Source organism: Planctomycetaceae bacterium (genome assembly GCA_039680605.1).
Lineage (GTDB): Bacteria > Planctomycetota > Phycisphaerae > SM23-33 > SM23-33 > JAJFUU01.
Genome location: JBDKTA010000025.1, coordinates 35110 through 59843, shown reverse-complemented (window position 1 = coordinate 59843; position 24734 = coordinate 35110). Strand labels below are relative to the sequence as shown.

The following is a 24734-nucleotide window of genomic DNA, read 5'->3' as shown; positions in this document are numbered from 1 at the left end:
AATGACAGGTTATATACGGATGACCTTCCACCCGGTTCCAAGATGCAGGACACCATCTGACCCGCGCCTGCTCTGGTGCTGCTGGGTGCATTCGATTGTATACTGCCCGTTAGTATCCCTTCGCAAGGTGATTCTGTCACCTGCTTTCAGGTTGCGCGACCTTAGATAGGGAGTCATTCTGGTGAGCCGGTACTCATTTCGGGTTCCGCCGAAGAAGGTGTTGTTGTAGTAGATAAATGCAAAAGACCAACTTTCCCCAAGAGTATCGGTGAAGAGTAGCAGATGGCGAGGATTCTTCGTCGCTCTGTCCAAGCTGGGGAAGAAGGACAGCACCTGAAGATTTCGTGGTACAAGAATCCCAGCTTGATGACCGCCAGTTTCACCCGTGTCATTGCGGCTGAGAATCTTTGTTATTGCCGATGGCCTTTCGTTCTTCATGCTTGCTCTCCATGGGCGTGCGGACTGAGGCTCAATGCCCGCACAATATCTGCCTTATTCACTCTGCTACCCTCCGTCCCGACAACCGCTGTCCGTGCCAGTTCTCGCTTCCGCTGCACCCGGTCATCAATCACTTCCTCAACCGTGCCAGGGTGGAAGAGCCGGTGGACTGTCACCGGACGTTTTTGGCCGCGTCGAAATGCCCGTGCTGTGGCTTGGTCCTCAATTGCCGGATTCCATTCGAGGTTGTAATGAATCACATGATTGGCGGCCGTGATGTTTAATCCGGTGCCAGCGGCTCTCGGATTGAGAACAAGCACGCCAGCTCCGGCATATTCCTGGAAGGCATCGACAGTCGGCTGCCGCGATTCGACACAAGTGCGGCCATCAATGATTTCGCAGAAACATCTATAGCGCCGGCTCATATCCTGCCTCAGAAGATCCGCCATTCCCTGGAATGAAGTGAAAATAATCGCCTTGTGACCGACGACTATGATTTCATCCATCAATTCAAGAAGTCGCTCATATTTCGTGCTGTAGTGAGCCGGATCGCCTTCTGCCTGGTTGATCAGGAACGGATGGGCGCAGAACATTCTCAGCTTTATCAGGGCCACCAGTGTGGCGGCCGCTCCATACTTTTCGACGATCGCCGCACGCAGAATCTCGTATTCATTGGCAGCAACAGCGGACAACTCAACCGCTTGTGGTATGTCAATCCGCTCGGGAAGATCCGCAGCGACGTCCTTGACCTGTCGTCGCAGCAACAGAGGGGTAACAATATGCTCTAGAAGGATCGCGTCCTTGGTTGAATCAGTGAAGCGTTGCTCGAAGTCATTGAGGGTGCCGAGGAAGCCCGGGCATGTGAAGTCCATGATCGACCAGAGATCCCGCAGGCGGTTCTCGACCGGCGTACCCGTCACGGCAATGCCCACACGTCTCCCAATAGCTTTGACTGATAGCGACCGCCTTGTGTTTGGGTTCTTAATTGCCTGAGCTTCGTCAAGAATGACCACGTTCCAAGGGACCATCTTCAGAAGAGAGAGATCTCTGGCAGCCAAATCGTAGGAAATCAAAACAACATCATGCGACGCTAGTTGGGCAGGGAAGCCGGTGCGGCCCTGACCTCGATGGATAGCGACTCGCAGTCCTGGGGCAAACTTCGTGATCTCACGACGCCAGTTTTCGAGCAGCGTCGCAGGTGCTACTATCAGCGCTGGTTGGCTGCGACTAGGCCTCTCTCCGACAAGCAACCGGATGATCTGCACGGTCTTCCCGAGGCCCATTTCATCGCCTAAGACGCAGCCTAGGCCCTCTGCGGTCACCGCCTGCAGCCACCGGACACCCACTTCTTGGTAAGGGTACAGGGTTCCACAAAACCCCGGATCGGCCGGAATGCTGTGGATAACCATGGAAGTGCAATGCTTTGCCTCAGCACTGGAGTCTACTACGACCTGAGGCCTGCCCTGACGGATGATCGCGAGATATTGGCGGAGTGTCAGCTGGCCAGGCGACGGGACATTTGCCTCTCTCAAAGCGTCCCTCACAGCCGCCACGTCTTCGTGTACAAGAGGAAACCACTTTCCGTCGATAAGAATCTGATCGGTTGTTGGCCAGGTTAAAGGCACCCGGTTATCGGCATCTGTTCCTTCAACAAAGCAGCTGCATTCACCTTCACCTGCCGTTGACAAACAAAGCCTCACACTGAGAGGAAAACGCGCAAAGCTGATCTCCTGAAGCGATAACGATGGTGGCTCCTGCAACTGGGCTCCTCTGATGTTAAGCCTGCTTTTGAACTCTGCACCAACGATTTCCATGGCGGTGGGATATAGCCATTGCCCGTCCTGCATTCGAATACAGATGTTGTCGCCGTCGAGCATCCAAGCGGCGTTTGAAGAAGCTCCAGCAACCTGATCGCCCATAGCCAAAGCTGTATCCCCGTTAAGCCGTACCAACAACGAAGTCTGCAACATCTCATTCCGGCGACATTCAACCAGATCGGGCAGACGCCTGCAAGCCGTCACCGCGATAGCTGGCGCTCTCTTGACGTAGATCGTAGCCACATCGCCGCCTCATCTGCGATCTTCCGCATGGCCTCGCTCACGCTCCCTTTGCCCCTGAAGGCGCACTCCCAGATGGTCAGAACGCGCCAACCACTTCGGATGAGAGCTCGTCTTACTGCAAGATCCCTCTGCCGATTCCCCTCCAGCTTTCTCCTCCACCAGTCTGCGCGGCTCTGCGGGAGCTTGGAGAGACAGCACCTGTGAAGGTGCCAGAAGCATCCGTTCACAAGGATCACTGCATGATATTTCGGCAGCACAATGTCAGGCTTGCCAGGGAGGCTACTGGAATGTATCCTGAACCGAAAGCCCTCTCGGTGAAGGAGCTTTCTGATGGCGATCTCAGGACTCGTATTCTTTGCCCTGATGGAGGCCATGTTCTGGCTCCGCTGGATTCGGGAATGGACGTCCATATCATGCCCCCGCGCCGCCAACACCTGCAGACTGCAGCACCTTTTGCTTCAGTAATCGCTTCGCTCGAAGAGCGATGCGTTGCTTAGCGCTCCCCCTGCTGCTCGAAGTTTTGCGTTCAGCCATATATCGAAGTACGTTGATGGCAACGGCTTCGATGACGTCTGGAACAACGGCATTGCCAAACTGTTTGTAGGCCTGCGTGTCCGAAACAGGGATGTCATTTCTGTTGCGAACAAAGTTGAATCCCATCAGTCTTCCTGCCTCAACAGGCGTAAGCCGGCGAGGATTCTGCGCTCCCCTGTCCGAAGACGAAGGGTCTGTGGGACGACGCGGAACGAGCACCTCGGATCCGTCTTTGTAGTACCGGGCGCTTAGTGTGCGGGAGATGCCATCCAGGGGCGTCAGACCAAAACCAAAACCATTCCCTTTTTCCCGGTGCTTCTTAGCGTATCGCTGCAGATACGCCCAGAGATGATCGGTCAGAATGTAACGGCCGTCCGGACGATCCTCGAGAATGTTCCTGATCGCTGGTCTTTGACCGGATGGTGGCACAGGGAACCTGAAGTCTTCAGCCGTGCCGTAGAGATCGGTGCGGAAGCAGACGATGATAATGCGCTCCCGATGTTGTGGAACGTATGCAGCTGCATCTATGATTTCGGCCCTAGGTTCGTACCCAATCCGTCTGAGCTCCTGTTGGATAACCAGCCAAGTTCGGCCACGGTCGTGCGATCGCAGGTTCTTGACGTTCTCCAGAATCATCACCTTGGGCCGCTTTGCATGTGCGATATCGCAGATTCGGAAGAAGAGATTGCCTTGGCGTTTGCATTCGAAGCCGTGCTTCTGGCCCAAGCTGAGTTTCTTAGAGACACCCGCGATCGAGAACGGCTGGCAGGGAAAGCCTGCTGCAAGGATATCATGATCCGGGATTGTCTCCGTTGGAACTCTTCTGATGTCTTCAGTCACTGGCGGCTCGCCGAACCACTTGGCGTAAGTTTGCGCGGAAAATCGGTCCCATTCAGAGGAGAAGACACATGCCCCCCCAAGTTTGCCCTGCAATGCCACCCGAAAACCGCCGATTCCGGCAAACAAGTCGATGAACGTAAAGGGGATGATAGCCGGTCTTGGTTGGGGTACTAATGTCTCTGACTCGAAGAGCGGCGTCCAACCGATGCGGGCACGCTCAATCGCGCCAAGGACAATTGTTTTTATGGGTTGCTTGGTTCCCCGGTGCTGTTCGATGACCCATTGCCAGATATGACCATACTCGCCAATACGAAGACAAAATTGTGCCTTGGGCTCGGCGATTTTGGCAACCGATACCTCTCGCACCACAGGCTTCGCGTCGAGCGGATTCTTACCTCGCCAGTCACATCGTGCGAAGTCGAGAACGCGGAAGATGAAGTCGTTGATCTCGATATCCCGGGCCATGGCCTGCTGTTCGACCCACGCCCATAGTGGCCCTGGAACGCCCTTAAGGCTGTACTGATGATACGTCACGGCCAGAACTCCTCTGGGAATGTTTGGTATCATGATACCGTGGAGTCCCAGCGACATCAATAGGATTCCAGCTTTTCTGTTAGGCGCTTATCCTTCTCATAGTGATAGTTGCCCTCAAAGCTGGCCGCGGTGACGCGGATCTCGGCGTCGGCTGACAAAGCGAAAAGGTCATACAGCAGCCAAGCGGCGTCTTCGGCGGCTTCTTGTTCATCGCCGTAAATGTACTTTCGGCCGAGGGGGTCGAACTCCACTAGGTCCTTGGTCTCGCTGACGTTGGCCTGTGGCGTGGCGGCTTCGCGGTAGAACCCGCAGCGTTCCTTGAGGGTACGTTCGGCCTCCTGGGGCAATATGCTCGTGTTGGGGACGTCCCAGGGCGAACCACTTCTCCTCGAAAATGAACTGAACCATCCGCGACTCCAGCCCCTCGGGCACTTGGTCTTCGGGCACCTCTGCTGAAAAGGTCAGGAAGCAGGCCCCCCCGACTTCTTCGTGAGCCCGCTTCTTCATCAGCAGCAAATACTCTCGGAACTGCGTTACACGCTGGCGGCGCATGGCTGCCTTGCTCTTTGATCGCTCGTGCCGCGGACGCTGATCCACCGGCTCAAAGCCCTTGGCGAGTGACATGAGCGTCGGCAGATACTTGCCCATCGTGCACAACCCATCAATGACTACCGCGGCGATGGCCCTTCTCTTCTGGCGGGAGTTGAGGATGGGCATCCCCGTCCGGAAGCACGCCCAGCCGTCAGAGGAATCCATCTGGAAGTTGCCGAAGGTAATGTCGGCATTCGCCTTCGCCATGAACCGGCACATTTCCGTCCGGCGTTCCTGGGGCACGATTACTGGCAGGAAGTTGAGGCTGAGTATCATGCTTTCAGTCTTATTCCACAGGAACATCCACCGCCACTTGCCGCTGCGGCCACTGATGTCAGCGGTCACGCTGTAGCGGCTGACCTTCTCGCACTTGATCGCCCGTTCTGCCATCAGCTCGCGGATAATCTGACCCATCGGTGCCATGACTGTCGCTCCTTTCAATGCACTGATCCCGAAGGTCATCAAAGCCAGGAGAGACGGCCGGAGCAGATAGTTGCTCCTGCATTGCCCGGCAATACCGCCGGGCCACATCGTTCCCATCTCTGGGCTGGCGTTGGCACCTTACTCTGTCGAGCAGGTTGCCGTGCGGTCGTCGGGCCAGTGCCCTCGCGCACTCTCGATGCCTCTGCACGTATTATCGGAGCCCGCTATGACAGATATGGTCATGTCTGGACCGAATTCTTCGGAATAATTGCGGCTCGGCGGAAATGCAGCTCAGGCGCCGAAATCATCCGAAGGAACCGGCTCCATCGCCAGGAATCGGCCGATGAACCAGGTCGGGTCGGGGAGTGCGGAGCAGTTTTGCCAGCGGAAGCGGAGGCGGCCGGTGGATTTCTCGATCTCAAGCCAGAATGTGAAGCCGGGCAGGCCGAAGGTGATCCACCAGAGGGGGATCCACTCGGGGGCGCTGCCGATGTCGTTACCGCACCATAGGGTGTCCTTCAGGACGCTTGTCGAGGACATCGCGTCCATGTAGGTCTTTTCGGGTGTGATCGGGGGCGGGGCGGCGTAGACGCATTGGATCTCGCAGTGGATCAGACGCTCCCGCCAGTCGCGGCTGTCGAAGATGACGCTGCCGTCCGTGGTTGCCGGCGTGAGCTTGAGGCGGTACTGCTTCTTCATTGTCCAGCCTGAGCCGAAGCTCTCGCCTGCGCCGAAGCGCACGACGCCCCACACGGTGCCCGAAGTGTCAGCGGCGTAGAGGATCTGGGCTGCGCCGGTCTCGGCTGTGGCCAGGTAGCCGGACTGGCTGGCGGCGATGTCGGCGTATTTGTGGTCGGCGCTGCCGATTTTCAACTGCACGGGGCACAGGCCGCTGATGTAGGCGCGGGCGAGTTCTCCGGCTGCGGCGGGTTCGGCCAGGATCACGAACTTGCCTTTGTGGGCCTCCGTCGGCGTCGAACCTTTGAGCGTCACGCGGTTGTGGAAGTTTTCCAGGCCGTCGTCGGGCGTGAAGACCAGGCCGTCGATGCCCAGGATGTCGTAGCGGGCGCGGTCGGCGCCGCTGTCGTTGCGGATCAGGACCTGGCCGGCTGGGGCGGCGGTCTGGCTGGCGGCGGCTCCCCCGGCGAGCTTGCCGCCGCGGGACTGGTTCACCAGGTCCACCATCGAGTTGTACATCGAGGCCGGGATGACCATCGGGTCGCCGCTGTGGACCTTTTTGATTAGGCCGGCGCTCATGTCCCGATCCCCAGCAAGGCGAAGTTTGCGGAGTCGTACACCTTCTCCGTGTACGCGGCCTGGGGGCGCTTGACGATGCTCTTGGCGTTGGCGTCTTCCACGTCCTGGTAGCGCACCCAGAGGTACTCCCAGCCGAGTTTGCTGACGTTGACAATGTCGCCGATGGTAATCCCATCGACGCTGGGGTTGCCCGCGAAGCGGTACGTGATCTCCCAGGCCCCGCTGCCGCGCTTGGAGCCGGTGGCGCCCAGGAACAGGCACTCCTGCGGGTTAAGGCCCTTGAACATCGCGTCATTGACCTTGCCGGTCAGCGCAAAGAGGATGGCCTTGTACTGAGGCGTCACGGCGGCATCGGCCAGCACGTGCGTCTCGCTGAAGGCGTACACCGGCACGGTGATATCGCAGCCGTCCACGCTGTCTTTTGTCACGCCGATGGCTCCGCCGAAGTCCGGAGCGACCTTGCCCGGCGGGGCGAACTTCATCGTGGTGAACTTGCTCTGGGTAATGTGCTGCGTGCCGCCGGTGGTATCGAACTCGTAGCTGGACTCGCCGATGGGCTTCTCGGCCTTCTCGGGGTCGATGAAGTACGCCTGGGCCTTCCACGTCGCCGGGCCATAGTACTCCACCTGGCAGTGCGAGTACGGCTTGGCGTCGAAGGTGCTGCCGCCCAGCAGCGTATCCACCTGGGCCTTGGCGGCATCAGCCCAGTCGGTCCCGCTGACCAGGTACGTGCGCTGGGCCTGATCCTTGGCTATCTCCTGCGAATCGAACTTCTCCTGCACGGTGATGGCCATGGCTGCTCCTATGCGAACCTCGCCCCCGGCTGCTTGGCCAGGTCAACGATCCTGCGGGTGTTCTCTGCGGTCTTCTCGGCGGCGACGACGGCCCGCTGCTCGACCCCGCCGGCCAGCCCCGCCAGGGCGCCGCCGCTGAAGGTGCCCACGGCGCTGATGCGGTCCTGCGCCAGCCCCGGCGCCATCAGGTCCGTCAGGTCCTGCACGAGTTTGCCGGGCGTGCCCAACGCGGGCGGAGCGGCGCCCTCGGCGGCCTTGCGGGCTTTGGCGGACTGCTCGACGGCGTCCGTCCACTCCTGGCGGGCCTTCTTCTCGTCAGCGTCCAGAGCTTCCTGTTCCTGCTGGCGCTTACGCTCAAACTCCAGCCGCGCCGACGCGCTGCGGTTGCCGATGTCCGCCAGGGTGGCGTTCTTCTCCTGCTCGATCTGGGTATTCTTGGCGGCTGCCTCACCGGCCGCGGCGGCAAGCTCGGCCTGATAGTCGGCGTTGTTTTGATTCAGCGACGTTCCCCGCTGCTCGTTGACGGACCGCACGGCAAGGTCATATCCGGCTTTGGAGATCTTGCCGCTGGCGTAGTTCTCTTCTGCCTCCTTGAGCTTGCTGTCCAGGGCGATGTTGATGGCGATCTCGTTGGCCTTGTTCTGGATCGTGGCCATGACAGTGCGCCACGCCAGCTTCAAAGCCGCCCACGCCTGCTTGAGCTTGGCGGCCACGATCTCATAGGCTGCCCAGATCCCATAGAAGCCCTCCGTGGCCCACTGGACGAGCTTTTCCTTGAAGTCGTACCACTTGCCCAGCAGCCAGCCGGTGCCTTTGGCCCACTGGAGCTTGAGGAACGCCCACAGCACCTGGGCGGCCAGCTTCAGATCGCCCGCAGCCAGGGCCTCGCCGATGGCGCCGAACGTGGCCTTGGCTTCGTCCGCCAGTTCGCCGAACTTGCCCTTGAGCCACTCCAGGACCTTCTGGCCGGTGTCGGTCAAGAGCAAGAATGCCGCCACGGCGCCGACGATCCCGGCGATGACCAAACCCACCGGCGACAGCAGCGCCCCCAGCGCCGCGATCACGAACTTGATGCCCGTGCCCACCATACCGAGCACACTGCCCAGACCAGCGATGGCCTTGCCCAGCACGAACACGCCCGCCCCCGCGGCCACAGTCGCCAGAGCGACCTTGGCGACCGTCACCACCAGCTCCCGGTTCTGGCTGATCCACTGCGCTGCCCCCGCTCCGATCCGGGTCAGCCGGTCCGCCAGCGATTTGAGGTCATCCGCCAAAGCCTCACCGATGACCGTCATCACCTCCTCCAGCGCCTGTTTGGCCCTGGCCATCACGAACGACACGCCGCCGGTCATGCGGCCGAACGCCTCGTCTGTCCTGCCGGCGGCCTGCTGCATCAGCGCCAGGTCTTTGCGGAACCCTCCCATGTCGGCGGCCAGAGCGGCAATGCCGCCGGCGGCGCGGACCTCGGGGAAGTCGATCTGGATCTGCGAGAGGTTCTTGCCGACGTACTTGGCAGCCAGGGCCGCCAGATCGCCCGCCTGCTCGGGAACCTGTTTGAGGATGTTGACCAGGCGCGTCGTCGCCTCTTCAGTGGAGAGGCCCTGGCGGGTCATCGTCGCGATGGCCGCCATCATGTTCTCCATCGACATGCCCGCCGCCCGCGCCATGGGGGCGACCTTGCCGATATTGGCCGCCAGGTCGGGAAACGTCAGCTTGCCCCGCTTGACCGTCTGAAACATAACGTCGGCTACGTGGCCGGCCCTGTCCGCCGACATCTGGAAGGCATTGAGGACACTGGTAAGGCCATCGACCGCAACGGACGTGTCCGTCATCCCGGCTTTGGCCGCCTTCGTCGCCACCTTCAGCACGTCCAGGGCCTGGGCGGGATCGACAGACGCCGACAGCAGGTCATAGAGGCCCTTGGACAGCACGGCGGTGCTTTCGCCGAACTCGACCGCCAGCCGCCGCACGCCATCGCGGAATGCGGCCATGTGCGCATCGGCATCATCGAGCATCGTCGAGACCATGCGCATCTGATCGTCGAACGATGCGAAGGCCCTTGCCCCGGCAATAAAGGGAGCCGCCAAGGCCCCGCCGACGGCCATCATCTTTATACCCAGTCCCGAGACGGCCGCCCCGAAGGCCTTGAGCTTGGCCGCCGCGGCGCGCAGCCCGGCCGCCAACTTCGTCCCATCGGCGAAGAGTTCGACATACGCCCGCCCGGCCCGGATGCCTTTGGTGTCAGCCATTCTTGCCCGCTAATTCCTATTGACGCTGGGGAGCAGCGTGGTACATTGAAACCTGTCCGGAGGTCCCCCCCCGCCTACCGGACACCCGACCGGCCTGTCACTGATGGGCCGGTCTTTTTTTTGCCTTCTGGCCAGACTCTTGTCCCGGATTGATTGAATGGCGCGAAGGCATCTGCTACATTCACCTGGCCGATTCGGAGAATCATCCAATGGCTCTTTTCGAACCAGATAGCACAAAATGCCCGCTATGCGGCTGTGTCGTGTCGGAGAGTGACGATATCATTGGCTTCACTTTCCTAGGCTCCTATGACCCGCTCATCCAGCCTCTTGACGACTCTGTCGTGCATCGTACCTGTCTCAGCCGGTGGAAGGATCGCGATGCATTTGTGCAAGCCTGGAACCGGGCAGCCGGCGCCACACAGTTTGGGCGCAATCGCCAACTGACGGTCGATGAAACAGGCCAGGTACGCTACTATCCCGAGAAGACTCTCGTCGAGGCGGCCAATGCCAAGAAGCCGTGGTGGCGATTCTGGTAGTTTCTGGGTCGTACACAGCTACGTCTTCTGTACCTCATTGGCAATGCCCGCCCGGATGAAGCACGTCTGTGCCGCCGCCCAGATCGCCGCCAGCAGTGCCAGAATGTCGATCTGGCCATCCGCCCAGGCAGCCAGGGCGCCCAGCAACCCGATGGCGGCGGTGATGTAAGCCTTCTTGCCCTTCAAGAACTCGCGAATCTTGCTGATGTTCATGTCGCATTCCTTTGCGTTAAAGACCCACCATGGCTGCAAGCATCGACGCCATCGCCGGCGCCAGCCGCAGCAGAAAATCCGTCTTCATGTCTTCGCGGACCTGGTTGTACCGCTCGACGCTCTCCCAGCGGGCCGTGTTGGTCTTGATGCGGGCGATGAACTCCGCGTCGCTGAGCTGCGCATCGAGTTCGGCCGCGGCCTGCAGGTCGCCCGCCCCCAGCCGGCGCAGGTAGGCCCATGCATCCTCGCGGGCCATCGACAGCAGCTTGCTGCCGTACTGGGCCAGCAGATCAGCAGCCAACTGCTTCTGCTCGGGCGGGATCTTGTCCAGGATCGCCTGGATGCGGTCAGAGGTGTCCGTCATTGGGCACCCCCGGCAGCCGGGGCCTGTGCGGCGACTTCACTGGGGAGCTTGGGACCCCAGTTGGTATCGCGGCGAGCCGATCGCGCGAACGATCGCCACTGGCGGAAGTTCTCCTCGAAGTAAGCCTTCGACCAATCGGGCACGGCCGGATCGGCGGCGGCCTTCTGAGTGGCCAGGTAGCTGTCCATCGCCGAGGTCTCGACGGCCGTGGCCGCCTCGCCGTGGAGGTAGACATTCCCGCAGCCGGCGCTATTCAGCACCAGCACCAGCAGCACGACCAAAACGATCTTCATGCATCCGTTCATGTTCGGCGTCCTTTCTGCGGCGTTTGGCCGCTAACGAATACTTTCAGAATCTCGATATTGTCCGCCGTGATCGGCGTGCCGCGCTTTTGCGGCCGGGGGCTATCTGCATACGGATCAAACTCGGCCGGCACGAACGGCTCGGGGTGCTTCTTTTCATCCCGCACCGTGTTGGCAATCAGCGCCGCCAGCAGGCTCGTCTGCGCCCAAGTGCTGCGCAGGCGGCCCTGCACCATCAGGTCCAGCTCCCGCAGCGTCAGGGGGCGGGGATCGACTCCGAGGACGCCGGCGTAGTGCCAGACGTTGGCCCATACTCTTGTCGCAAGAGGCTCTCCAGTTCCGTCTCGATCTGGCCGCTGTCCAGCCTCGCTGTCGCCGCCGCCAGGACACGGTCCACCAGCGTCCTGCACTTGCCGGCCGCCTTGCGCAGCAGCTCGCGGCGGCCCCGCGGGAAAAAATCCACCAGATCCTCCAGCAGCGCGTCGGCAGCGTCGCCCAGCACGTCGCCGACGAGGCCGGCGTAGAACTGCTCGGCGGACAGGCTGCGGCTTTCGATCTGCTCGCCGCACATGACGTAGAGGATGTCCACCACCTGCATCGGGTCGGTGATCAGGGCCTGCATTTCCTTGGACTCGATCATCTCCAGGAGATTGATTCCCAGCACGTCACGCACGCGCTTGATGGAGCCGACGTTCACGGCCACCTGCCAGGTGCGGTTCTCGGTATCCTTGAACATTCGCATGCGACTACTCCTCAGGCTCGGGCGCGGGCACGACGTACCACTCGGGGGTGACAGCCGCCGGGGCGGGCTTGAGCGAGACATCCACAGCCACCGGCCCCTCCAGGGGCTCCTTGCGGCTGAACTTCAGCACGTTCATCGTCGCCCACAGCCCGTGATGGCCCGGCACGGTGATATCGCCGTCCATCACCGCCAGCTCGATGGGCGTGCCGGCGTTCCATGCGGTCTGGAAGGCGGTGAAGTCCGTGTCGGCGGTGTCCCAGAGCATCTCGAACTCGACCGTGGCGTCCTTGAGCCCCACGCCGGTGGCCTTGAAGCCGCCGTTGCCGCGGGTGGACATGTCGATCTCGGGCTTCTCCAGCGTCAGGTTCAGATCCTTGACGTTGGGCACCTCGTCCCAGACCGGCACTGCATGCGTGCCGGTGTTGTGATAGAGTTTGCAGTCGGCGCCTGTGATTTTTCCCATGGGGATACTCCTACTTCACGCTGTCTCGCCACATGGCGGGCAGCTTGGGCTGTTCCTTGGCAAATGCCGGTCCCATGAAGGGCCGGCTTTCGATAGACACTTTCTTCACGACCCGCCCGCGGCGGCGCGAGCCGGCGATGACCTTCGTGTCGCCGCCGTACTCCAAGGCTTCAGGGGCCGTGTCACTGGACCGAGCATTGAGCTTGGCCGGGCCGATAACGACGCTCTTTCTCTGGCGGTCATAGCCAAAGAAGATGAACCGCTTGAGCAGCCCGGTGTGCGAGTGCGGCGGCCGGCCCGGCGCGGCAGGCTTCTTGCCCGAGCGAATGCTGCCCCGCGCCGTCTGGCGCACGAAGGCGCCGAACTTCGACAGCACCTTCTGCGTCGCCCGCTCGGCAGCGTCGATGACCTTCTTGGGGTCAAAGAACATTGCCTTGGCTTGTTTAATGTCCATGCCGATCATGCTTCGACTCGCTTTGCTCGCTCAGCACTCATCCAATCACCCGCAACGTCAGCGTCAGGACGCTGGTGAACTGCCGCATTTCGCCCAGGTGCTCCTGGGAGAAGATGGGCACGTTGTCTGTCTTGATCCACACCGCATCGCCGCCGCCATGCAGCGCGAAGCGGCGCTTCTGGCGGATCACGGCCGCGATCTGCTCGACCAGGCCCATCAGGGCATCGATCTCGCCGGTCTCGGCGGCGGTATCGGCCGAGAGCTTCTTCTGCACCGCCACGTCGATCTGCACGTCGGTCTGCTCCAGCCCGCGGCCAGCGGCGGTCATCTCCGCGCCCTTGGGCACGATCGTCACGTGCAGGGTCTTCATTTCCTTGAGATCAAAGACCGGCCGATACGAGCGGCGGGCAGTCAGCGGCGCGCTGAACGTGTGGGCGTTCAACGCCGCTGCAACCGCATCCGCAATGTCGATGATCGTTGCCATTGGGTCAGCACCTGGCCATCGTGCCTGACATGCCGCGGGCATAGCGGCCCAGGACATTCACGGCCACGTCGGCGATTTCCATCTGGAGGCACTCGGCCTGCGGCGAGAGAATATTGACGCCGATAGCCTTGCCCGCGGCCCCAGTCGCCCCCGCAATCAGCACCGGCCCCTCGGCGTTGATGATAAAATCTTCATTCACGGCGCAGTATGTCAGGGAGACTCCCTGCCTGGCGTTGATCGTGAAGTGCGAGTTGACGCTCATGCCCAGAATCGTGGACTCATCAAACAGATTGACCGTGGCCTGGCCATCGACCTGGAATCCCGCCCAGATCGCGGCAGGGCCATGCATATTGAGGATGCACCCCTCTCCCAGCACCTGCGGAAAGCTGATGTTCCCAAGGGAATGGCAGGTGATGGTGCCCTGGTGGGCTACCTCATCCGCAAGATAAAGCCCGCCAACGCCGACGACGCCGGGCACCTGTTCGGTCATCTCCAGGAAGGCGCCGCTGTTGACGTTCATAAAGAGGGCCGCCGTGTTCAACGAGCAGTCCAGAACGACACTGGCGACACAGCCGTCGAGGAGTTGAATCTTCGCACCATCGTAGGTGCCCAGGGTGATATCCTGCCGGGCGCCGACAGCATTGGTAAGCGTGAACGATTCAGCGACGGAGATCGCTCCATTGGGGAAGCCATTGTTCATCAATTGAGCGGCCCCGGCGCGGTCGCTCAGGTTGATGGTCAGGCTCTTGAGCGTGACTGGAGCCGTCGGGGCCAGGGCAGGCCACGTGACGATGACGTTGCCGGCATCGATCACCACGTCAGAGCCGTCCGGCGGCACCTGATTCTCAATCCAGTTGCCGGCGTAGCTCCAGCGATTGTCATTGCCCCGCCAGGTGAAGGTGCTCATCAGGCATACTCCTTCTCACGCTTGGCGGTAAGGGCTGCGGCAATGCGAACGCGCCACGGGGGCGGGAGGCTGGCGATCAGATCGTCATCCATCTCCTGCTGGACCTTCTTGCGCTTGGCCTTGGGCAGCGCACCAAAGGCAGCCACGAGGGCATCCCATGCCGCCTGCAGTTCGGCCTGCACGTTTTTGGGCGGGCGGGCCAGCAGCTTGTAGAGGTCGGTTTTCCGGGCGCTCATGGGCTACGCTCCCTCCGCCAGAAAGGCCGTGGCGTAGATCGTGCCCGCGGCGGCGGTGGCGTTCTTGTTGTGCAGCTTGGTCTGGCCCCGGCACGGTATCAGATGCACCTGGCCCTTGGGATAGAAGGCCCCGTCCGCGCCGCCGGCGGGTTCGTCCGCAGAGGTGCTGGCGACCAGGAACATATCTTCGGTCAGGTACAGATGCAGGAACAGCGAGCCGGCGGGGATGGCCAACTCGCCATTGGCGTCCCAGGCGTTGGTTGTTGCCAGGGCCGCAAGCGGAGTGCTGACGCCGCTGGGCATGTTGGAGGTGAGGCCGGCCAGTTGCGCCGCCGTCAACACCACCGGAACGGAGGCGGCTGCCAGGGCCTGCCCCAGGGCCGGGATCCGCGAGAGATTCGCCAGGGTGGCATTGAGATCAGCGAGGGTCTTGCCCGCGCCAAGGCCGTCGATCATGGCTTGGGGATCAATGGCAACGCTACCGCCGATCTGGACCAGGATCGCACCGGTCTGCTCGTCGATCATCACGTCCGCCGCCCGCAGCCATACCTTCTTATTGGCCATCGCAGACCTCCCGTCGCGCGATGCACGGCCGCGAGATGATCTTGTCATGGAGCGAGCGATTGAGCTTGAGCAGATCGGCGGTCATCGCCGCCAGGTCGCGCACGGCTTCGGTGTTGGCTGTGATAATGGAGTTATTGGCCTCCAGTACGCCCAGGAGCTTCTGGATCAGCCAGATCACAAGGCCCAGCAGAACTGCCGAGAAGCCCAGGAACCCGTACTGCACGATCGGTTGTGTGATGAAGTCGTTCACGTGCTACTCCACCTGCTTGCTGTGAATCCGCAGCATTGCCCCGGCCGGATCGCACCAGCGGTAATGACTGCCGCCGGCCAGGGCCAGCACCTCGAAGACTTTGCCATCCAGGCTGATCCGGTCGCCCGGCCGGGGCGTGATCTGGGCATCGCCCAGGATCAGGTCCGCGGCCGAGACGATGAAGTCCGTCGCTCGCGCCTGCATCACCGCGCCGGTGTCGTCAACCACGTCGTAGCGAGTGCTGCCCAGCGTGGCGGCGACCTGTACCGACTGGCCGCCGCGGCTGTAGCTGACCTGGCGGGACAGGTGCTGGCCGCGCACTTCATTGAGCCAATTCACAGCCTGTTCCAGCATGTCAGCCATTACCGATTACTCGCCGGCCGAGACCTTCACCGCAACGCCATCGACCCACAACGCTCCGGCGACGGCCGGATCAACCGTCGGCAGCGTGGCGATGACGTTGTTGCCGCTGCGCACGAGCTTGCTGGTGCCAAAGGTGATCTCCTTGGTGTCGCCGACGGCCGCGCCGGTGACAGTCAGGGCGCCAGTGGCGGCCAGGGTGGCGTTGCCCGAGACGGCAACCGTCTCCAGGCTGTTGCCATCAGCAACGAGCACCTTGCCGGCGGTGTAGCTGACGGGGCCGACATCGGACAGATCGCCCAGGCCCAGCGTCTCAGCCGCGGCGGCTTCGACGCTGCGCAGATCGGCGCGGACTGTGGCAGCCGTGTCGGCAGCGGCCGCGACGGCAAAGCCCATGAAGGTGTTGCCGGTGCGCGTGGTAGTCGCGGCGCCGGTGCCGGCCGTGCCGCCCACGGGATCGCCGTCAGCGTCCCAGTAGACAGCCGCGCCGGCAGCGATCTCGACCGCCGCCTTGACGACATCAAAGATGCCCCGGACAGCCAGGCTGCCCAGGATGCTGGCCGCGATGGGAGTGCGGGCAATGCCGACCAGGGTGCCCTGAACGATCACGTCGCCGGCGGCCACAGCAGAGCCCGGCGTGTAGTCAACCGAGTTGCCGTCCTGTACAAAAGTCGCCCGTGCCATAGGTTTGTCTCCTGTGTAAAATCTCTTTTATGAAATTGGTTTTGAGCATCATCGTTATCGTCGTGCTTGGTTCCGTTGCGCTTCTGCTTGCAATCGGTGTTGCGATTTCATTTTTTTGTGCCTTTTGGCAATGGCGTTGCCCGGAGTGTGGTTCTCGTGCGCTTGGAGCTACCGGTACTTACGGCTCCACGGAATACAAGGGCCGCTCTGTGCTCGGTGCTCATCGCGAATGCCTTGTCTGTAACGCAAGGTTCATTAGGCTCCCTTGGGGTCGGCTACAACGCCTGCCGACAAGCCCTTCCGACGAAGAAGAAGCAACCGTTTAAGCCTCGCCCTTGCTCTTGGCGCCGCCGCGGGGATCCTGCAGGGCACAGCCAAAATCGTGATACCCGCGCATCTGGATGCCCAGGACGTTGAAGTCCGCATCGGCCGTCTCGATGGTGGGCGATTCCTGGCCGTTGAGGAACGCCACCTCGATCACCGGCAGGTCCTGCGGATCGGCCAGCAGATACCAGGCCTTCTCGCTGTTGCCGCTGTAGCTGGCGTTGGACAGGTAGCGGCTGACTTCGGCGCGGAACTTGTTCTGGTGGGGATTGGCCACCGGGTACTTCGTGCTGGCGGTGGTGTCGCGGATCTCCAGGCTCTTGTACAGCATGGTCGCCATGGCGCTCAGCGCCGTGGGCACCAGCATGATCGCCGGCTGGATGCCGATGGGCTTGCCGTCGCTGTCGGTCTGGTCAGCGAAGGCCTTCTCGACCTTGCTCAGGCCGTCGATGCCCAGCACCGTGTCGGCGCCGGTGACGTAGTTCTTGTTGCCGGCGGTGAAGAAGGCGCTATTGGCCAGGAAGATGGTCCAGAAGATATCATTGATCTTCAGCCCGCTGCCGCGGCCGAACTTGCGGGGCAGCGTGGTGATGGCGCCCAGGTCATCATTGATGATGTCGCGCCGATCGACGGACAGCATCAGGCCGTAGGTGTCGGCTTTGTTGCTGTAGGACTCGTTGCCCAGGGTGCCGTGCATGAGCTCGCCGCCGGGGGCCACGACCTGGTACTGATCGTTGCCGATCAGGCGGTAACTGGTGATGGTCTTGAAGTCGCTGACGTTGCGGATGGCGCAGATGTTCCGCCAGGTGCGCTCGACGCTGAAGAACCCCTCCAGCAGGAACTTGTTGGCGACGTTACTGAGGATGCCGCTGATATCGATGGTGCTATAGCCCTGAGCTTGGATGCCCAGGCCAAAGGCGAACCGCAGCACGGCCCGGCTGTCGCGGAAGTTGCGGCCGTCGTAGCCATTGGCCCAGGCCGCCTCCAGCAGAAGCTCCTGCAGGCCGATGCCGCGATGGAATCGTTTTTCGGCAGCTTCCACGGCCTTCTCGCCATAGCTGCTGACCATGGCATCACCCTTCATTCCGCCAGTGAGCATGCAGGCCGCTTCCAGCACGCTGCCGGACATGGTGCTGTCGGGGATATGGGCGGCCGGGGCCTTGGGGCGCTGCGCACGGAGCACTTCCAGTTCCGTCTTGGTCACGTCCCAACCCTCCTTGATGGCCTTGGCGGCAATCTCGGGGAACTTCTCGCCGCAGACATCGCGGATAGCGATGATCCGCTCCTGCTCGACGACGGCCTTGGCTCGGATGTCGGCGACGGGATCCGCCGCGACAATGCCAGGCGCGCCGGCGTCCGTGCCGACAGCCGCCTGGACAGTAGAGGGCTGGGCTTCCTTGCCCTGTTCGCCCGTGGGAGTCGCAGTGCTGGTGCTCGTAACTTCGTCCATGATCTTCTCCTTAGCCGCGGCGACACTGGCGGACGTGTTGCCGTCGGCGCCGAGGTCCACAAAGCTGATCTCGCCCAGCGTCGCCTTACGCACGACGTTGATGGGCCCGGAAAAGTCCCGGCCGTTGACCGAGATGGTTTGGTTCTCTTTGACGAACTCGAACTGCTCGACCGACGCCCCAATGGACGCCTGCCAGGGGAAGCCATTTTTGGCGTCGGCGACCACCTCGCGGGCGGTCTGGCCCGTGCAGGAAATGATGCCGCTGGCCATGAGCTGGCCGTTCTCGACGCGGATCGCTTCGGCATGGCCGACTCGGGTGCCATGGGATTCGCGGATCGGGGCGTTTTGGCGCGGAATCGCCAGGCCGGCCAGATCCACCACAAGGGGATACCGCCATCCGGAAATGCGCATCGTGCCGCCGGTGTAGGCGACCATGTTGAATCGCGGCAGGGCCGGCGCGTCGGGGGTAGACGCCTGCGCGGAAAGATCGATCTCCAGTGCCGCCGTCAGAGAAATATTCTTGGGTTCAGTCATCCTTGACTCTTTCTGGCAGCCTGCCCAGGCGACCAAGAGAAAAGGCCGCGTGAGTGTGTGGCCCCACACGGCCTTGGTTCTCTTGGCATCCGCAGCGAGGATCAGTCGCCGCGCCGCCCGGTCAGGTTGTCTTTCGCAAAATTACACCCACTCTGGAATACTGCAAGCGGCAAATGCCCACAGCCTGCAGATCGTTACGCATATAGACTACGCCGCCTCTTCTTGCTGCTGTTCTTCATCCACCGGAGTGGGTTTAGGCGCAGTCTGGACCACCGTCAGCCCCAGTTCCTTCATCATCGCCACTTCCTTGGCACGCTGGCGAAGCTCGGTTTCCCAGTCTTTGCCCTGCTTGGCATACTCGCTGGCGAGGGTGGTGGTGTTGCTCTCCAGACGCTGGGCCTGAGCGGTTGCCTCCTTGGCGGGATCCACATGCTCATGGCCATCCCAGAACCACTGGTGCGAGGTGTCCGACAGATCCCCCAGACCAAAGACCTTCACCGCTTCCGCGAGCCAGGCGCTAAGAATGTGATCCAGGACGACGGCTTCGCAATGGGCCTGGTCCACGCGGATGGATTTGTAGTACGTCTGGTGATCAAGGCGCCCCGACGAATAGTTGTACCCGCTGCTGTTGCACGCGGCGATGTTGTAGGGCATGTTCAGGCAGCGGGCGATCTCGTTGAGGATCTCCCGCTTGAACATATCGTAGGTGGTGGTGGGCTGTTCTGCCCGGATCTGCGAAGGCTCCCAGCCCTCCGGACCAAAGACCGCCATGTTGGGCGAGAACTCCATCTCCGACATGGGCTCAACCTCGGCGGCTTCCCCGCCGGCCGGAGCGTTGGTCTTCATGAAGATGGCAATATTGGCTGCACTCTCGGCCGCGGCAATCACCGCCAGGGTGTATCTTCGAAGTTGTGCGAAGAGCGGCAGCGCCGGCAGGATGTCCGGTAGGCCGCGGCTCTGGCCGGGCCGATCCGCGCGGAACCAGTGGATCATGGAGGCCGCTGCCACGCGGTCGCATTCGGCGCCAGAGGATACAGTCCCGCCGCCCGGGTGCGCCTTGAGCACCAGATATTCGCTGGGGTTGCCGTAGACATCGAACATAATCCCATCGACGCTTCCCGGCACCGGCTGCGACATGGCCGCGGTCACCTGATCGGCCTCAATCAGCCGCAGGTCCAACTTCACCGGCCCATCCAGGCCTTCATTGCTGGACAGGATCGCAAAGCTCTCCCCATCCTGCGCCCGGGCCATCCGCATGGTGCGCAGCTTCTCGGGCAGGCCGATGGCGCGTGCCCACGCCGCAAACTCCTGCTCGATGGTGCGATTGGAGTCGGCACTATCCAGCAGCATCTGCAGCCGCGGCCCCGTGCCGATGACGTCATTGGCCAAAGTCAGCACGATCCCGCGGGCGTAGGAGTTGTTCGCGACCTCGTAGCGGGAGCGGTTGCGGACGATCCGCCGTACCTGGGGATTGGCGGCAGTGTCCGCTGAAAGGCCATCGGCGTTGGCCCAGTGGCGACGATTATCCGGCGTGGTCTGCGCCGAATCAAACTTGGCGCGGATGACCCGAACGGCCGTCCGCACGCGGGAACTGACACGTTTTGTCCAGGGCCATGCGACCATGTTACACCGTCCCAGGCGGGACAATCTTGACCCGCGTGAAGGCCTTGGCAGGATTACGCGACGCCGCTTCCTTGCCAGCCAGGTACTTGTCCGCCTCGATCTGCTCGATCAGCGAGTGCTGCTGTGTGCTGACGCCATCGACGCTGGCCTGCTTGGGGCCCTGAGCGCTCTGTTCGATTGCGATCGTTAGTTCATCTGACATACGGACCACTCTTTGCCTTCCATCTGTTCGAGAAATCATCCACTTTCTAAAGAGCTATTGCCCGCAATTCAACAGCCGAAGAAAGGGAAAACTGATTTTCGAGCAGATAGTTACACCCATGGACATAGGAAAGGTGCTTGACGAGCGAACTTTCAGCCAATACCCTATAATCGTGATTGAGTCTCTTCAACCTCTTCTGAAAGGGCTTTTCATGGACACGTTCTTTGTCATCGCGGGAGCTTGCTCAATAGCGTCCCTGCTGGTCTCACTCTTCGTCGCATCACAAGTTCTCAAAATCAAGAACACTTCGAATGTAACAGGTAACAGGAACGTTTTTGCCGGGCGCGATATCGGAGCTAGGGATGGATGACATCAAGGGCAATAACAACTTAAAAGCTGGCCGGGACATAAATATTCAGGGTCAAGTCCCTTCGGCTGCTCATCTCAAAGAGCTTTGGGTGGCAATGCGCAACAAGTTTGCTGCCATTGACGATGAGATTAACGCCATGTTTCCTGATTCACCCCAAACTTCTGATCAGAATCGGCCGTTTTCCTGTGAACGGCTCATTTCCTCTCTAGTCAAGCTAGATATTCCTGTTGCTGTTGCGATGGATGTACTCGACGTGCTACGTTCAGACCTGATTCGTTCAAACCAGACGTTACTTACGACTAGCGATATCAGAAAGGCAGTTTCGGCAGTTCTTCACAAACTCGAATCAGATGAGTACGACAAACAAAAGACACAGGTATGGGGCGACAGCTATGTAAGAACGTATGCCAACTGCACTTACCATGTTGAGGTCATTTATCCAGATGGTTGCATTACTGTTTTTGACTCCGAATATGTCCGAAGTAAGCTTCTTCATGACATGATTGACTTGATTCTTCCACAAACCGGTTTTGCCCGGTTCGCACCATTCCTCCCCAACAATGAGGAGACACAGATAGCCGCTTCAATCATGTCTGCCGTTGAAGGACTTCATCTGTATCGCATCCACTATGACGCGCTTCTCTTGCTGGTGAAAGAACTGGCGTTGCAGCCGCCTCATCCATGGTTGATTCAAAAAGTCTTTGAATACGAGGCAGTACTCTATGATCACAGTAAGGCTGCCGTGCATGCACGCGACGTTCGCGAGTACAGGCAAAGGGACATCGCCGCATCTTTATATGCTGCCCGTGAATGTGTCCACCATTCATCTTCGGCTATTTTGGCTTACTATGGTGCCTGGATGGGGTGCGGTCATATGGCTCCCTTTAGAAATCTGGTGCATCTTGTTGGGCACCTGGATAGGAAGACGCCCGAGTACTTGGAACATTACTCTAGGATCGGATCCATTTGTCAGGATCTGGTTCGAAACAAGTTGCGCCTTTCCGACTTCCTTAAAATACTAAACAACATTGAGACATACTTGAATACTCATGTTAGCAGCAATCCAGCGACCATAGATCGTTTTGTGGAGGCAGTTGAGGGACTGCATCGCGTCGAAGAAATGCTATTGAAGATGTATATTGAAGTAAATGCTCTGAAACGTATTTCTCCCACTAGAGTAACTTCCACAACAGAAATATGTGACATCGCCATAAAGGCGATATCACTTCTCCCGGGCTTATCGCTTCAGGAGTGTAAGTTAGGTAGTCACTTTTGGGTTGAACACGACATACGTATCTTAAAAACACGCGGTGTACGTGCAAGGGTTTTGTTCGTGCCAATAATGACTTCTATCGAAACTAGAGACGCAGACAGGTATAGTGCTGTTCTCAAGAAGAATGAGCAAGTATGCAATACTTGTGTATTTGTGACGGCTGAGAACCTCATAGAGAACTGGAGCAGGATAGCGGAGGCTTTCCGTTCAAAAAAGCTATATGCGCTTTTGGTTCCAGTCGAGAGAATTATCGCAGTTGCCGCTAGTGAGAATCCGCCAGAGGCCCTTATAAAAGAGGTCAAGGATCTGATGCAAAGAATAGGCGTTGCACGGTTGTGATGTTAAGATTCCCATGTAGTCATCCGTCGTCTGCACTGGCGGCATTCGCGTCGCCGTATAATACGATTACCCCAGGTGGGACGAGTGTAGACGACACGGAAGTGCTTACAGCCGCAATGACGGCACTCCAGGCCGCGATTATCAGACTGGGGGAGCTTCTTTCGGCTATCGGCGGGTTTGGCCTGAGTTGCGTCCATGTCATCGCCTCCTGAGGTCTTGCTGGGTGTATCGTCTTCGCTGGCGGCCGGGGGTTGCCTGCTGTCCTGGGGCGTGTATTCCGGCCATGCTCGCTGCGACGGCACAGCCGGCCAGGCAGTCTAACCAGTGGTTGTCCGGCTTGCTGGGCAGCAGCGACCATTCGTGCACGAAGCGGCCGTGGCCCTGGGTCTCTGTCCAGGTCTCGCTGGCGGCGATGTGCTGGGCGAACAGTTCGTGCTGGATGTTACGGCTGTGCGATTCTGAGGCTTCGCCGAAGATGGTCAGGCTGCCGGGGTCGCCCGCGGCGGCGGCCAGGGCGTTGTGCGTGAAGGTCTTCCAGTAGTTCACATCCGCCGCTACGTGCGGGAACTCGGTGGTCTTGGCCACGCTGGGCACGTACCAGTAGTGCCCGTGGATCTCGCCCGGCCGGCGGCGGTAGCTGCTCATGGGCTTGTGCCCAGCCCGGATGCCCACGCCCTTGTACAGCATCATCGTGGCGCCGCCGGCCTTATGCTTGACGGCCGCCACCAGCCCCGGCTTGTACCCCATGTCCACCACCAGCCGGTCAATCCGCATAATGCCGGCCCCGCGGCGAAAGTCTCTGGCCAGATACGTCGTCACCAACTTCTCCAGCCCCGCCTGGATCGCCCCATCCGGCCCTGCCCCCGGAAACGCCCGCCCCAGGGTGCGCTTGGACGTCTCCAGGGCGAAATGCCGCTCGGTCTGCTCGGGGAAGGTGCCATAGTCCACCACATACCCGGTGTAATCCTCGCCCCAGGCGCAGACGCAGTAGTACAGCAGCTTGTTGTGCACGTCGATGAACATCGTCAGCTTCGTGGCCGCCAGAGGGACCTCGCTGCGCGCCCGCCCGTTGGTCTTCTGGCACACCATCGCCACCGTCAGCAGATCCTTGCGCAGTTCGCTGGGCCGCAGCGGATCGTTCTGGTATTCGGCGTAGAACGCCCGCTCATTGTCCAGCTTGAGGTTCATGGCGTGCTGGATGGCGCTGATCTCGCCACGGCTGGCCAGATACCGCGCCGGCCAGGCCGCCACGGCGCCTTCGTCCATCGCTTGGCGGTGGGCGTCGTAGAACTCGGTGCTCTCGTGGCCGTCGCCATCGGAGCGCAGGCTCTCGTGGCGGATGCGGGCGTATTCGTTCCACAGAGCATCGCTGGCCGGAAAGCTGTACAGCAGCCGCGTGCGTTCCCCGTGCCAGGACGGGTTGAGCTGACGATCAAGAAGCTGATCCGCCATGTCGCCGCCCTGGATAACCGTACAAGGAATGATGATGGCCGTGCGCTGGCCAGGTCCGGCCAGGCCCTTGACGGCGCCATTGACGATAGACAGCCGCTCGTGGGTCTGGAGCATCGAGTTGGCTGACTGGTCCGTCTGGGGGTCATCGCAGACCACCAGACCCGGGCGCACCTGCGTTCCGTCGGATCGCACGTGCAGGGCCCCGCGGATGTTGCCCGTGATACCACTGACGCGAATGATCGATCCGCTGCAGCGGCTGCCGGGGATCGTGGGCATGATGATCTCGTCGATCCCCCAGCCGGTGCGCGTAGGCACGCCGTAGTACCGCTGGCCGGTGCAACGGCGGGCCTCGCCCTCCAGCATCCGGATGGGATAGACAGCCTCGGGATAGTCCGCCAGGAGAAGTTCGTTGCCTACCAGGTGGCTCTTGATATTGGCCAGCATCGACAGTGCTGCCTCCTGGGCGCTGGCGATTAGGTATACGAACTCGTGCTGGCCCGAGAGGATCGCCCAAATCACTGCCACCAGGCATAGGGAAGTTTTGCCGCTACCGCGAGGCATGGCCACGGCCAGCGTCTCACGATATCGCACCACGCGCTCGATCTTACCGATCACGCGCAGGTGGTCCTGGCTCCACGCCAACGTGAAGATGTGTGGAAAGTACGTCTCGCAGAAGAACTTGAAGTCCCGATCCGCTCGCGCCCGGCGCCGGGCATCTTTGGGGGACGGGATCGGGGCAATATCCTGCCCAGCCAGTGTGATCGCCGCCGAGCGCGCCTTGGCGCGGTCCTTGGCCATATGGTAAGCTGATGAGTCTCGTTGGTGCGAAAAGCTCATGCTGTTTATTGTCTTGGCTTGTCAAGCTTGGGATCTGATCGGAATTGCTGG

The 24734-nt window shown here is 60.8% G+C and carries 29 protein-coding genes and 1 riboswitch; of the genes, 2 read left to right on the top strand and 27 right to left on the bottom strand.

The window, feature by feature from the left end; genetic code table 11:
- Window positions 1-9: 9 nt before the first annotated feature.
- The 9 genes from ABFD92_07930 to ABFD92_07890 form a co-directional block, all read right to left on the bottom strand.
- Complete coding sequence (locus ABFD92_07930) at window positions 10-438, bottom strand: EcoRII N-terminal effector-binding domain-containing protein (GenBank protein MEN6504451.1); 429 nt, start codon at window positions 436-438, stop codon at window positions 10-12.
- Window positions 435-2498, bottom strand: a complete 2064-nt coding sequence (locus ABFD92_07925; protein MEN6504450.1) for a DEAD/DEAH box helicase — start codon at window positions 2496-2498, stop codon at window positions 435-437. Before ABFD92_07925 ends, ABFD92_07930 begins: the two co-directional genes overlap by 4 nt.
- On the bottom strand, window positions 2456-2908 hold the full coding sequence (locus ABFD92_07920) for a very short patch repair endonuclease (protein MEN6504449.1): 453 nt from the start codon (window positions 2906-2908) through the stop codon (window positions 2456-2458). Before ABFD92_07920 ends, ABFD92_07925 begins: the two co-directional genes overlap by 43 nt.
- 1 nt (window position 2909) lies before the next feature.
- A complete protein-coding gene (gene dcm, locus ABFD92_07915) occupies window positions 2910-4406 on the bottom strand; it encodes a DNA (cytosine-5-)-methyltransferase (GenBank protein MEN6504448.1) in 1497 nt (498 codons plus the stop codon).
- A 56-nt stretch (window positions 4407-4462) separates the two neighbouring features.
- Entirely contained in the window at window positions 4463-4657 is a 195-nt protein-coding gene (locus ABFD92_07910; protein MEN6504447.1) for a hypothetical protein, read from the bottom strand.
- The gene (locus tag ABFD92_07905; protein ID MEN6504446.1) at window positions 4614-5420 is read right to left on the bottom strand and encodes a hypothetical protein; all 807 of its coding nucleotides are present in this window, start codon (window positions 5418-5420) and stop codon (window positions 4614-4616) included. Before ABFD92_07905 ends, ABFD92_07910 begins: the two co-directional genes overlap by 44 nt.
- A 101-nt stretch (window positions 5421-5521) precedes the next feature.
- Window positions 5522-5623: riboswitch (SAM riboswitch) on the bottom strand.
- Between the two features lie 88 nt (window positions 5624-5711).
- Window positions 5712-6677, bottom strand: coding sequence for a hypothetical protein (locus tag ABFD92_07900; GenBank protein MEN6504445.1), 966 nt, complete (start codon window positions 6675-6677; stop codon window positions 5712-5714).
- A complete protein-coding gene (locus ABFD92_07895; GenBank protein ID MEN6504444.1) occupies window positions 6674-7471 on the bottom strand; it encodes a hypothetical protein in 798 nt (265 codons plus the stop codon). Before ABFD92_07895 ends, ABFD92_07900 begins: the two co-directional genes overlap by 4 nt.
- 8 nt (window positions 7472-7479) lie before the next feature.
- Window positions 7480-9720, bottom strand: coding sequence for a phage tail tape measure protein (locus ABFD92_07890; protein MEN6504443.1), 2241 nt, complete (start codon window positions 9718-9720; stop codon window positions 7480-7482).
- 386 nt (window positions 9721-10106) lie between these two features.
- Here ABFD92_07890 and ABFD92_07885 point away from each other — a divergent pair, with 386 nt between their 5' ends.
- Window positions 10107-10256 carry a hypothetical protein gene (locus tag ABFD92_07885; GenBank protein ID MEN6504442.1) on the top strand — a complete coding sequence of 50 codons (150 nt, stop codon included), beginning with the start codon at window positions 10107-10109 and terminating at the stop codon, window positions 10254-10256.
- Between the two features lie 18 nt (window positions 10257-10274).
- Here ABFD92_07885 and ABFD92_07880 read toward each other — a convergent pair whose 3' ends face one another.
- The 17 genes from ABFD92_07880 to ABFD92_07800 all read right to left on the bottom strand — a co-directional run bounded on the left by ABFD92_07880 (window position 10275) and on the right by ABFD92_07800 (window position 20412).
- Entirely contained in the window at window positions 10275-10469 is a 195-nt protein-coding gene (locus ABFD92_07880; protein ID MEN6504441.1) for a hypothetical protein, read from the bottom strand.
- 16 nt (window positions 10470-10485) lie between these two features.
- Window positions 10486-10833, bottom strand: a complete 348-nt coding sequence (locus ABFD92_07875; protein MEN6504440.1) for a hypothetical protein — start codon at window positions 10831-10833, stop codon at window positions 10486-10488.
- Window positions 10830-11138: a hypothetical protein gene (locus ABFD92_07870; protein ID MEN6504439.1), complete on the bottom strand. Its 309-nt coding sequence runs from the start codon at window positions 11136-11138 to the stop codon at window positions 10830-10832. The genes ABFD92_07875 and ABFD92_07870 overlap by 4 nt, the downstream gene beginning before the upstream one ends.
- Window positions 11135-11371, bottom strand: a complete 237-nt coding sequence (locus ABFD92_07865; protein ID MEN6504438.1) for a hypothetical protein — start codon at window positions 11369-11371, stop codon at window positions 11135-11137. Before ABFD92_07865 ends, ABFD92_07870 begins: the two co-directional genes overlap by 4 nt.
- A gap of 20 nt (window positions 11372-11391) precedes the next feature.
- Window positions 11392-11877 carry a hypothetical protein gene (locus ABFD92_07860; protein MEN6504437.1) on the bottom strand — a complete coding sequence of 162 codons (486 nt, stop codon included), beginning with the start codon at window positions 11875-11877 and terminating at the stop codon, window positions 11392-11394.
- A gap of 4 nt (window positions 11878-11881) precedes the next feature.
- Window positions 11882-12340 (bottom strand): hypothetical protein, encoded by a 459-nt coding sequence (locus ABFD92_07855; GenBank protein ID MEN6504436.1) that lies wholly within the window; start codon window positions 12338-12340, stop codon window positions 11882-11884.
- Between the two features lie 10 nt (window positions 12341-12350).
- Window positions 12351-12794: a hypothetical protein gene (locus ABFD92_07850; GenBank protein MEN6504435.1), complete on the bottom strand. Its 444-nt coding sequence runs from the start codon at window positions 12792-12794 to the stop codon at window positions 12351-12353.
- 37 nt (window positions 12795-12831) lie between these two features.
- On the bottom strand, window positions 12832-13278 hold the full coding sequence (locus tag ABFD92_07845; protein ID MEN6504434.1) for a hypothetical protein: 447 nt from the start codon (window positions 13276-13278) through the stop codon (window positions 12832-12834).
- 4 nt (window positions 13279-13282) lie between these two features.
- Window positions 13283-14185, bottom strand: coding sequence for a hypothetical protein (locus ABFD92_07840; protein MEN6504433.1), 903 nt, complete (start codon window positions 14183-14185; stop codon window positions 13283-13285).
- Entirely contained in the window at window positions 14185-14421 is a 237-nt protein-coding gene (locus tag ABFD92_07835; protein MEN6504432.1) for a hypothetical protein, read from the bottom strand. Before ABFD92_07835 ends, ABFD92_07840 begins: the two co-directional genes overlap by 1 nt.
- A 3-nt stretch (window positions 14422-14424) precedes the next feature.
- Window positions 14425-14985 (bottom strand): hypothetical protein, encoded by a 561-nt coding sequence (locus ABFD92_07830; GenBank protein ID MEN6504431.1) that lies wholly within the window; start codon window positions 14983-14985, stop codon window positions 14425-14427.
- The gene (locus ABFD92_07825; protein ID MEN6504430.1) at window positions 14975-15235 is read right to left on the bottom strand and encodes a hypothetical protein; all 261 of its coding nucleotides are present in this window, start codon (window positions 15233-15235) and stop codon (window positions 14975-14977) included. The genes ABFD92_07830 and ABFD92_07825 overlap by 11 nt, the downstream gene beginning before the upstream one ends.
- Window positions 15236-15238: 3 nt before the next feature.
- Window positions 15239-15598 carry a hypothetical protein gene (locus tag ABFD92_07820; protein MEN6504429.1) on the bottom strand — a complete coding sequence of 120 codons (360 nt, stop codon included), beginning with the start codon at window positions 15596-15598 and terminating at the stop codon, window positions 15239-15241.
- 6 nt (window positions 15599-15604) lie between these two features.
- Window positions 15605-16279 (bottom strand): DUF2190 family protein, encoded by a 675-nt coding sequence (locus ABFD92_07815; protein ID MEN6504428.1) that lies wholly within the window; start codon window positions 16277-16279, stop codon window positions 15605-15607.
- Window positions 16280-16601: 322 nt separating this feature from the next.
- Window positions 16602-18587, bottom strand: a complete 1986-nt coding sequence (locus ABFD92_07810) for a hypothetical protein (protein ID MEN6504427.1) — start codon at window positions 18585-18587, stop codon at window positions 16602-16604.
- 207 nt (window positions 18588-18794) lie between these two features.
- Complete coding sequence (locus ABFD92_07805) at window positions 18795-20210, bottom strand: phage portal protein (protein MEN6504426.1); 1416 nt, start codon at window positions 20208-20210, stop codon at window positions 18795-18797.
- 1 nt (window position 20211) lies between these two features.
- Window positions 20212-20412 (bottom strand): hypothetical protein, encoded by a 201-nt coding sequence (locus tag ABFD92_07800; GenBank protein MEN6504425.1) that lies wholly within the window; start codon window positions 20410-20412, stop codon window positions 20212-20214.
- Between the two features lie 362 nt (window positions 20413-20774).
- Between ABFD92_07800 and ABFD92_07795 the strand changes: the two genes are divergently transcribed.
- A complete protein-coding gene (locus tag ABFD92_07795) occupies window positions 20775-22394 on the top strand; it encodes a hypothetical protein (GenBank protein ID MEN6504424.1) in 1620 nt (539 codons plus the stop codon).
- A gap of 198 nt (window positions 22395-22592) precedes the next feature.
- On the opposite strand, the gene ABFD92_07790 is transcribed toward ABFD92_07795, so the two are convergent.
- The gene (locus ABFD92_07790) at window positions 22593-24644 is read right to left on the bottom strand and encodes a terminase gpA endonuclease subunit (protein ID MEN6504423.1); all 2052 of its coding nucleotides are present in this window, start codon (window positions 24642-24644) and stop codon (window positions 22593-22595) included.
- Between the last annotated feature and the right edge of the window lie 90 nt (window positions 24645-24734).

Coding starts and splice junctions, on each gene's coding strand:
- ABFD92_07920 (MEN6504449.1), bottom strand. CDS start 2,908: ATGGACGTCCATTCCCGAATCCAGCGGAGCCAGAACATGGCCTCCATC.
- ABFD92_07900 (MEN6504445.1), bottom strand. CDS start 6,677: ATGAGCGCCGGCCTAATCAAAAAGGTCCACAGCGGCGACCCGATGGTC.
- ABFD92_07805 (MEN6504426.1), bottom strand. CDS start 20,210: ATGGTCGCATGGCCCTGGACAAAACGTGTCAGTTCCCGCGTGCGGACG.
- ABFD92_07865 (MEN6504438.1), bottom strand. CDS start 11,371: ATGGTGCAGGGCCGCCTGCGCAGCACTTGGGCGCAGACGAGCCTGCTG.
- ABFD92_07790 (MEN6504423.1), bottom strand. CDS start 24,644: ATGGCCAAGGACCGCGCCAAGGCGCGCTCGGCGGCGATCACACTGGCT.
- ABFD92_07830 (MEN6504431.1), bottom strand. CDS start 14,985: ATGGCCAATAAGAAGGTATGGCTGCGGGCGGCGGACGTGATGATCGAC.
- ABFD92_07895 (MEN6504444.1), bottom strand. CDS start 7,471: ATGGCCATCACCGTGCAGGAGAAGTTCGATTCGCAGGAGATAGCCAAG.
- ABFD92_07815 (MEN6504428.1), bottom strand. CDS start 16,279: ATGGCACGGGCGACTTTTGTACAGGACGGCAACTCGGTTGACTACACG.
- ABFD92_07875 (MEN6504440.1), bottom strand. CDS start 10,833: ATGACGGACACCTCTGACCGCATCCAGGCGATCCTGGACAAGATCCCG.
- ABFD92_07800 (MEN6504425.1), bottom strand. CDS start 20,412: ATGTCAGATGAACTAACGATCGCAATCGAACAGAGCGCTCAGGGCCCC.
- ABFD92_07905 (MEN6504446.1), bottom strand. CDS start 5,420: ATGGCACCGATGGGTCAGATTATCCGCGAGCTGATGGCAGAACGGGCG.
- ABFD92_07845 (MEN6504434.1), bottom strand. CDS start 13,278: ATGGCAACGATCATCGACATTGCGGATGCGGTTGCAGCGGCGTTGAAC.
- ABFD92_07810 (MEN6504427.1), bottom strand. CDS start 18,587: ATGACTGAACCCAAGAATATTTCTCTGACGGCGGCACTGGAGATCGAT.
- ABFD92_07840 (MEN6504433.1), bottom strand. CDS start 14,185: ATGAGCACCTTCACCTGGCGGGGCAATGACAATCGCTGGAGCTACGCC.
- ABFD92_07795 (MEN6504424.1), top strand. CDS start 20,775: ATGGATGACATCAAGGGCAATAACAACTTAAAAGCTGGCCGGGACATA.
- ABFD92_07890 (MEN6504443.1), bottom strand. CDS start 9,720: ATGGCTGACACCAAAGGCATCCGGGCCGGGCGGGCGTATGTCGAACTC.
- ABFD92_07820 (MEN6504429.1), bottom strand. CDS start 15,598: ATGGCTGACATGCTGGAACAGGCTGTGAATTGGCTCAATGAAGTGCGC.
- ABFD92_07870 (MEN6504439.1), bottom strand. CDS start 11,138: ATGAACGGATGCATGAAGATCGTTTTGGTCGTGCTGCTGGTGCTGGTG.
- ABFD92_07930 (MEN6504451.1), bottom strand. CDS start 438: ATGAAGAACGAAAGGCCATCGGCAATAACAAAGATTCTCAGCCGCAAT.
- ABFD92_07860 (MEN6504437.1), bottom strand. CDS start 11,877: ATGCGAATGTTCAAGGATACCGAGAACCGCACCTGGCAGGTGGCCGTG.
- ABFD92_07880 (MEN6504441.1), bottom strand. CDS start 10,469: ATGAACATCAGCAAGATTCGCGAGTTCTTGAAGGGCAAGAAGGCTTAC.
- ABFD92_07855 (MEN6504436.1), bottom strand. CDS start 12,340: ATGGGAAAAATCACAGGCGCCGACTGCAAACTCTATCACAACACCGGC.
- ABFD92_07850 (MEN6504435.1), bottom strand. CDS start 12,794: ATGGACATTAAACAAGCCAAGGCAATGTTCTTTGACCCCAAGAAGGTC.
- ABFD92_07835 (MEN6504432.1), bottom strand. CDS start 14,421: ATGAGCGCCCGGAAAACCGACCTCTACAAGCTGCTGGCCCGCCCGCCC.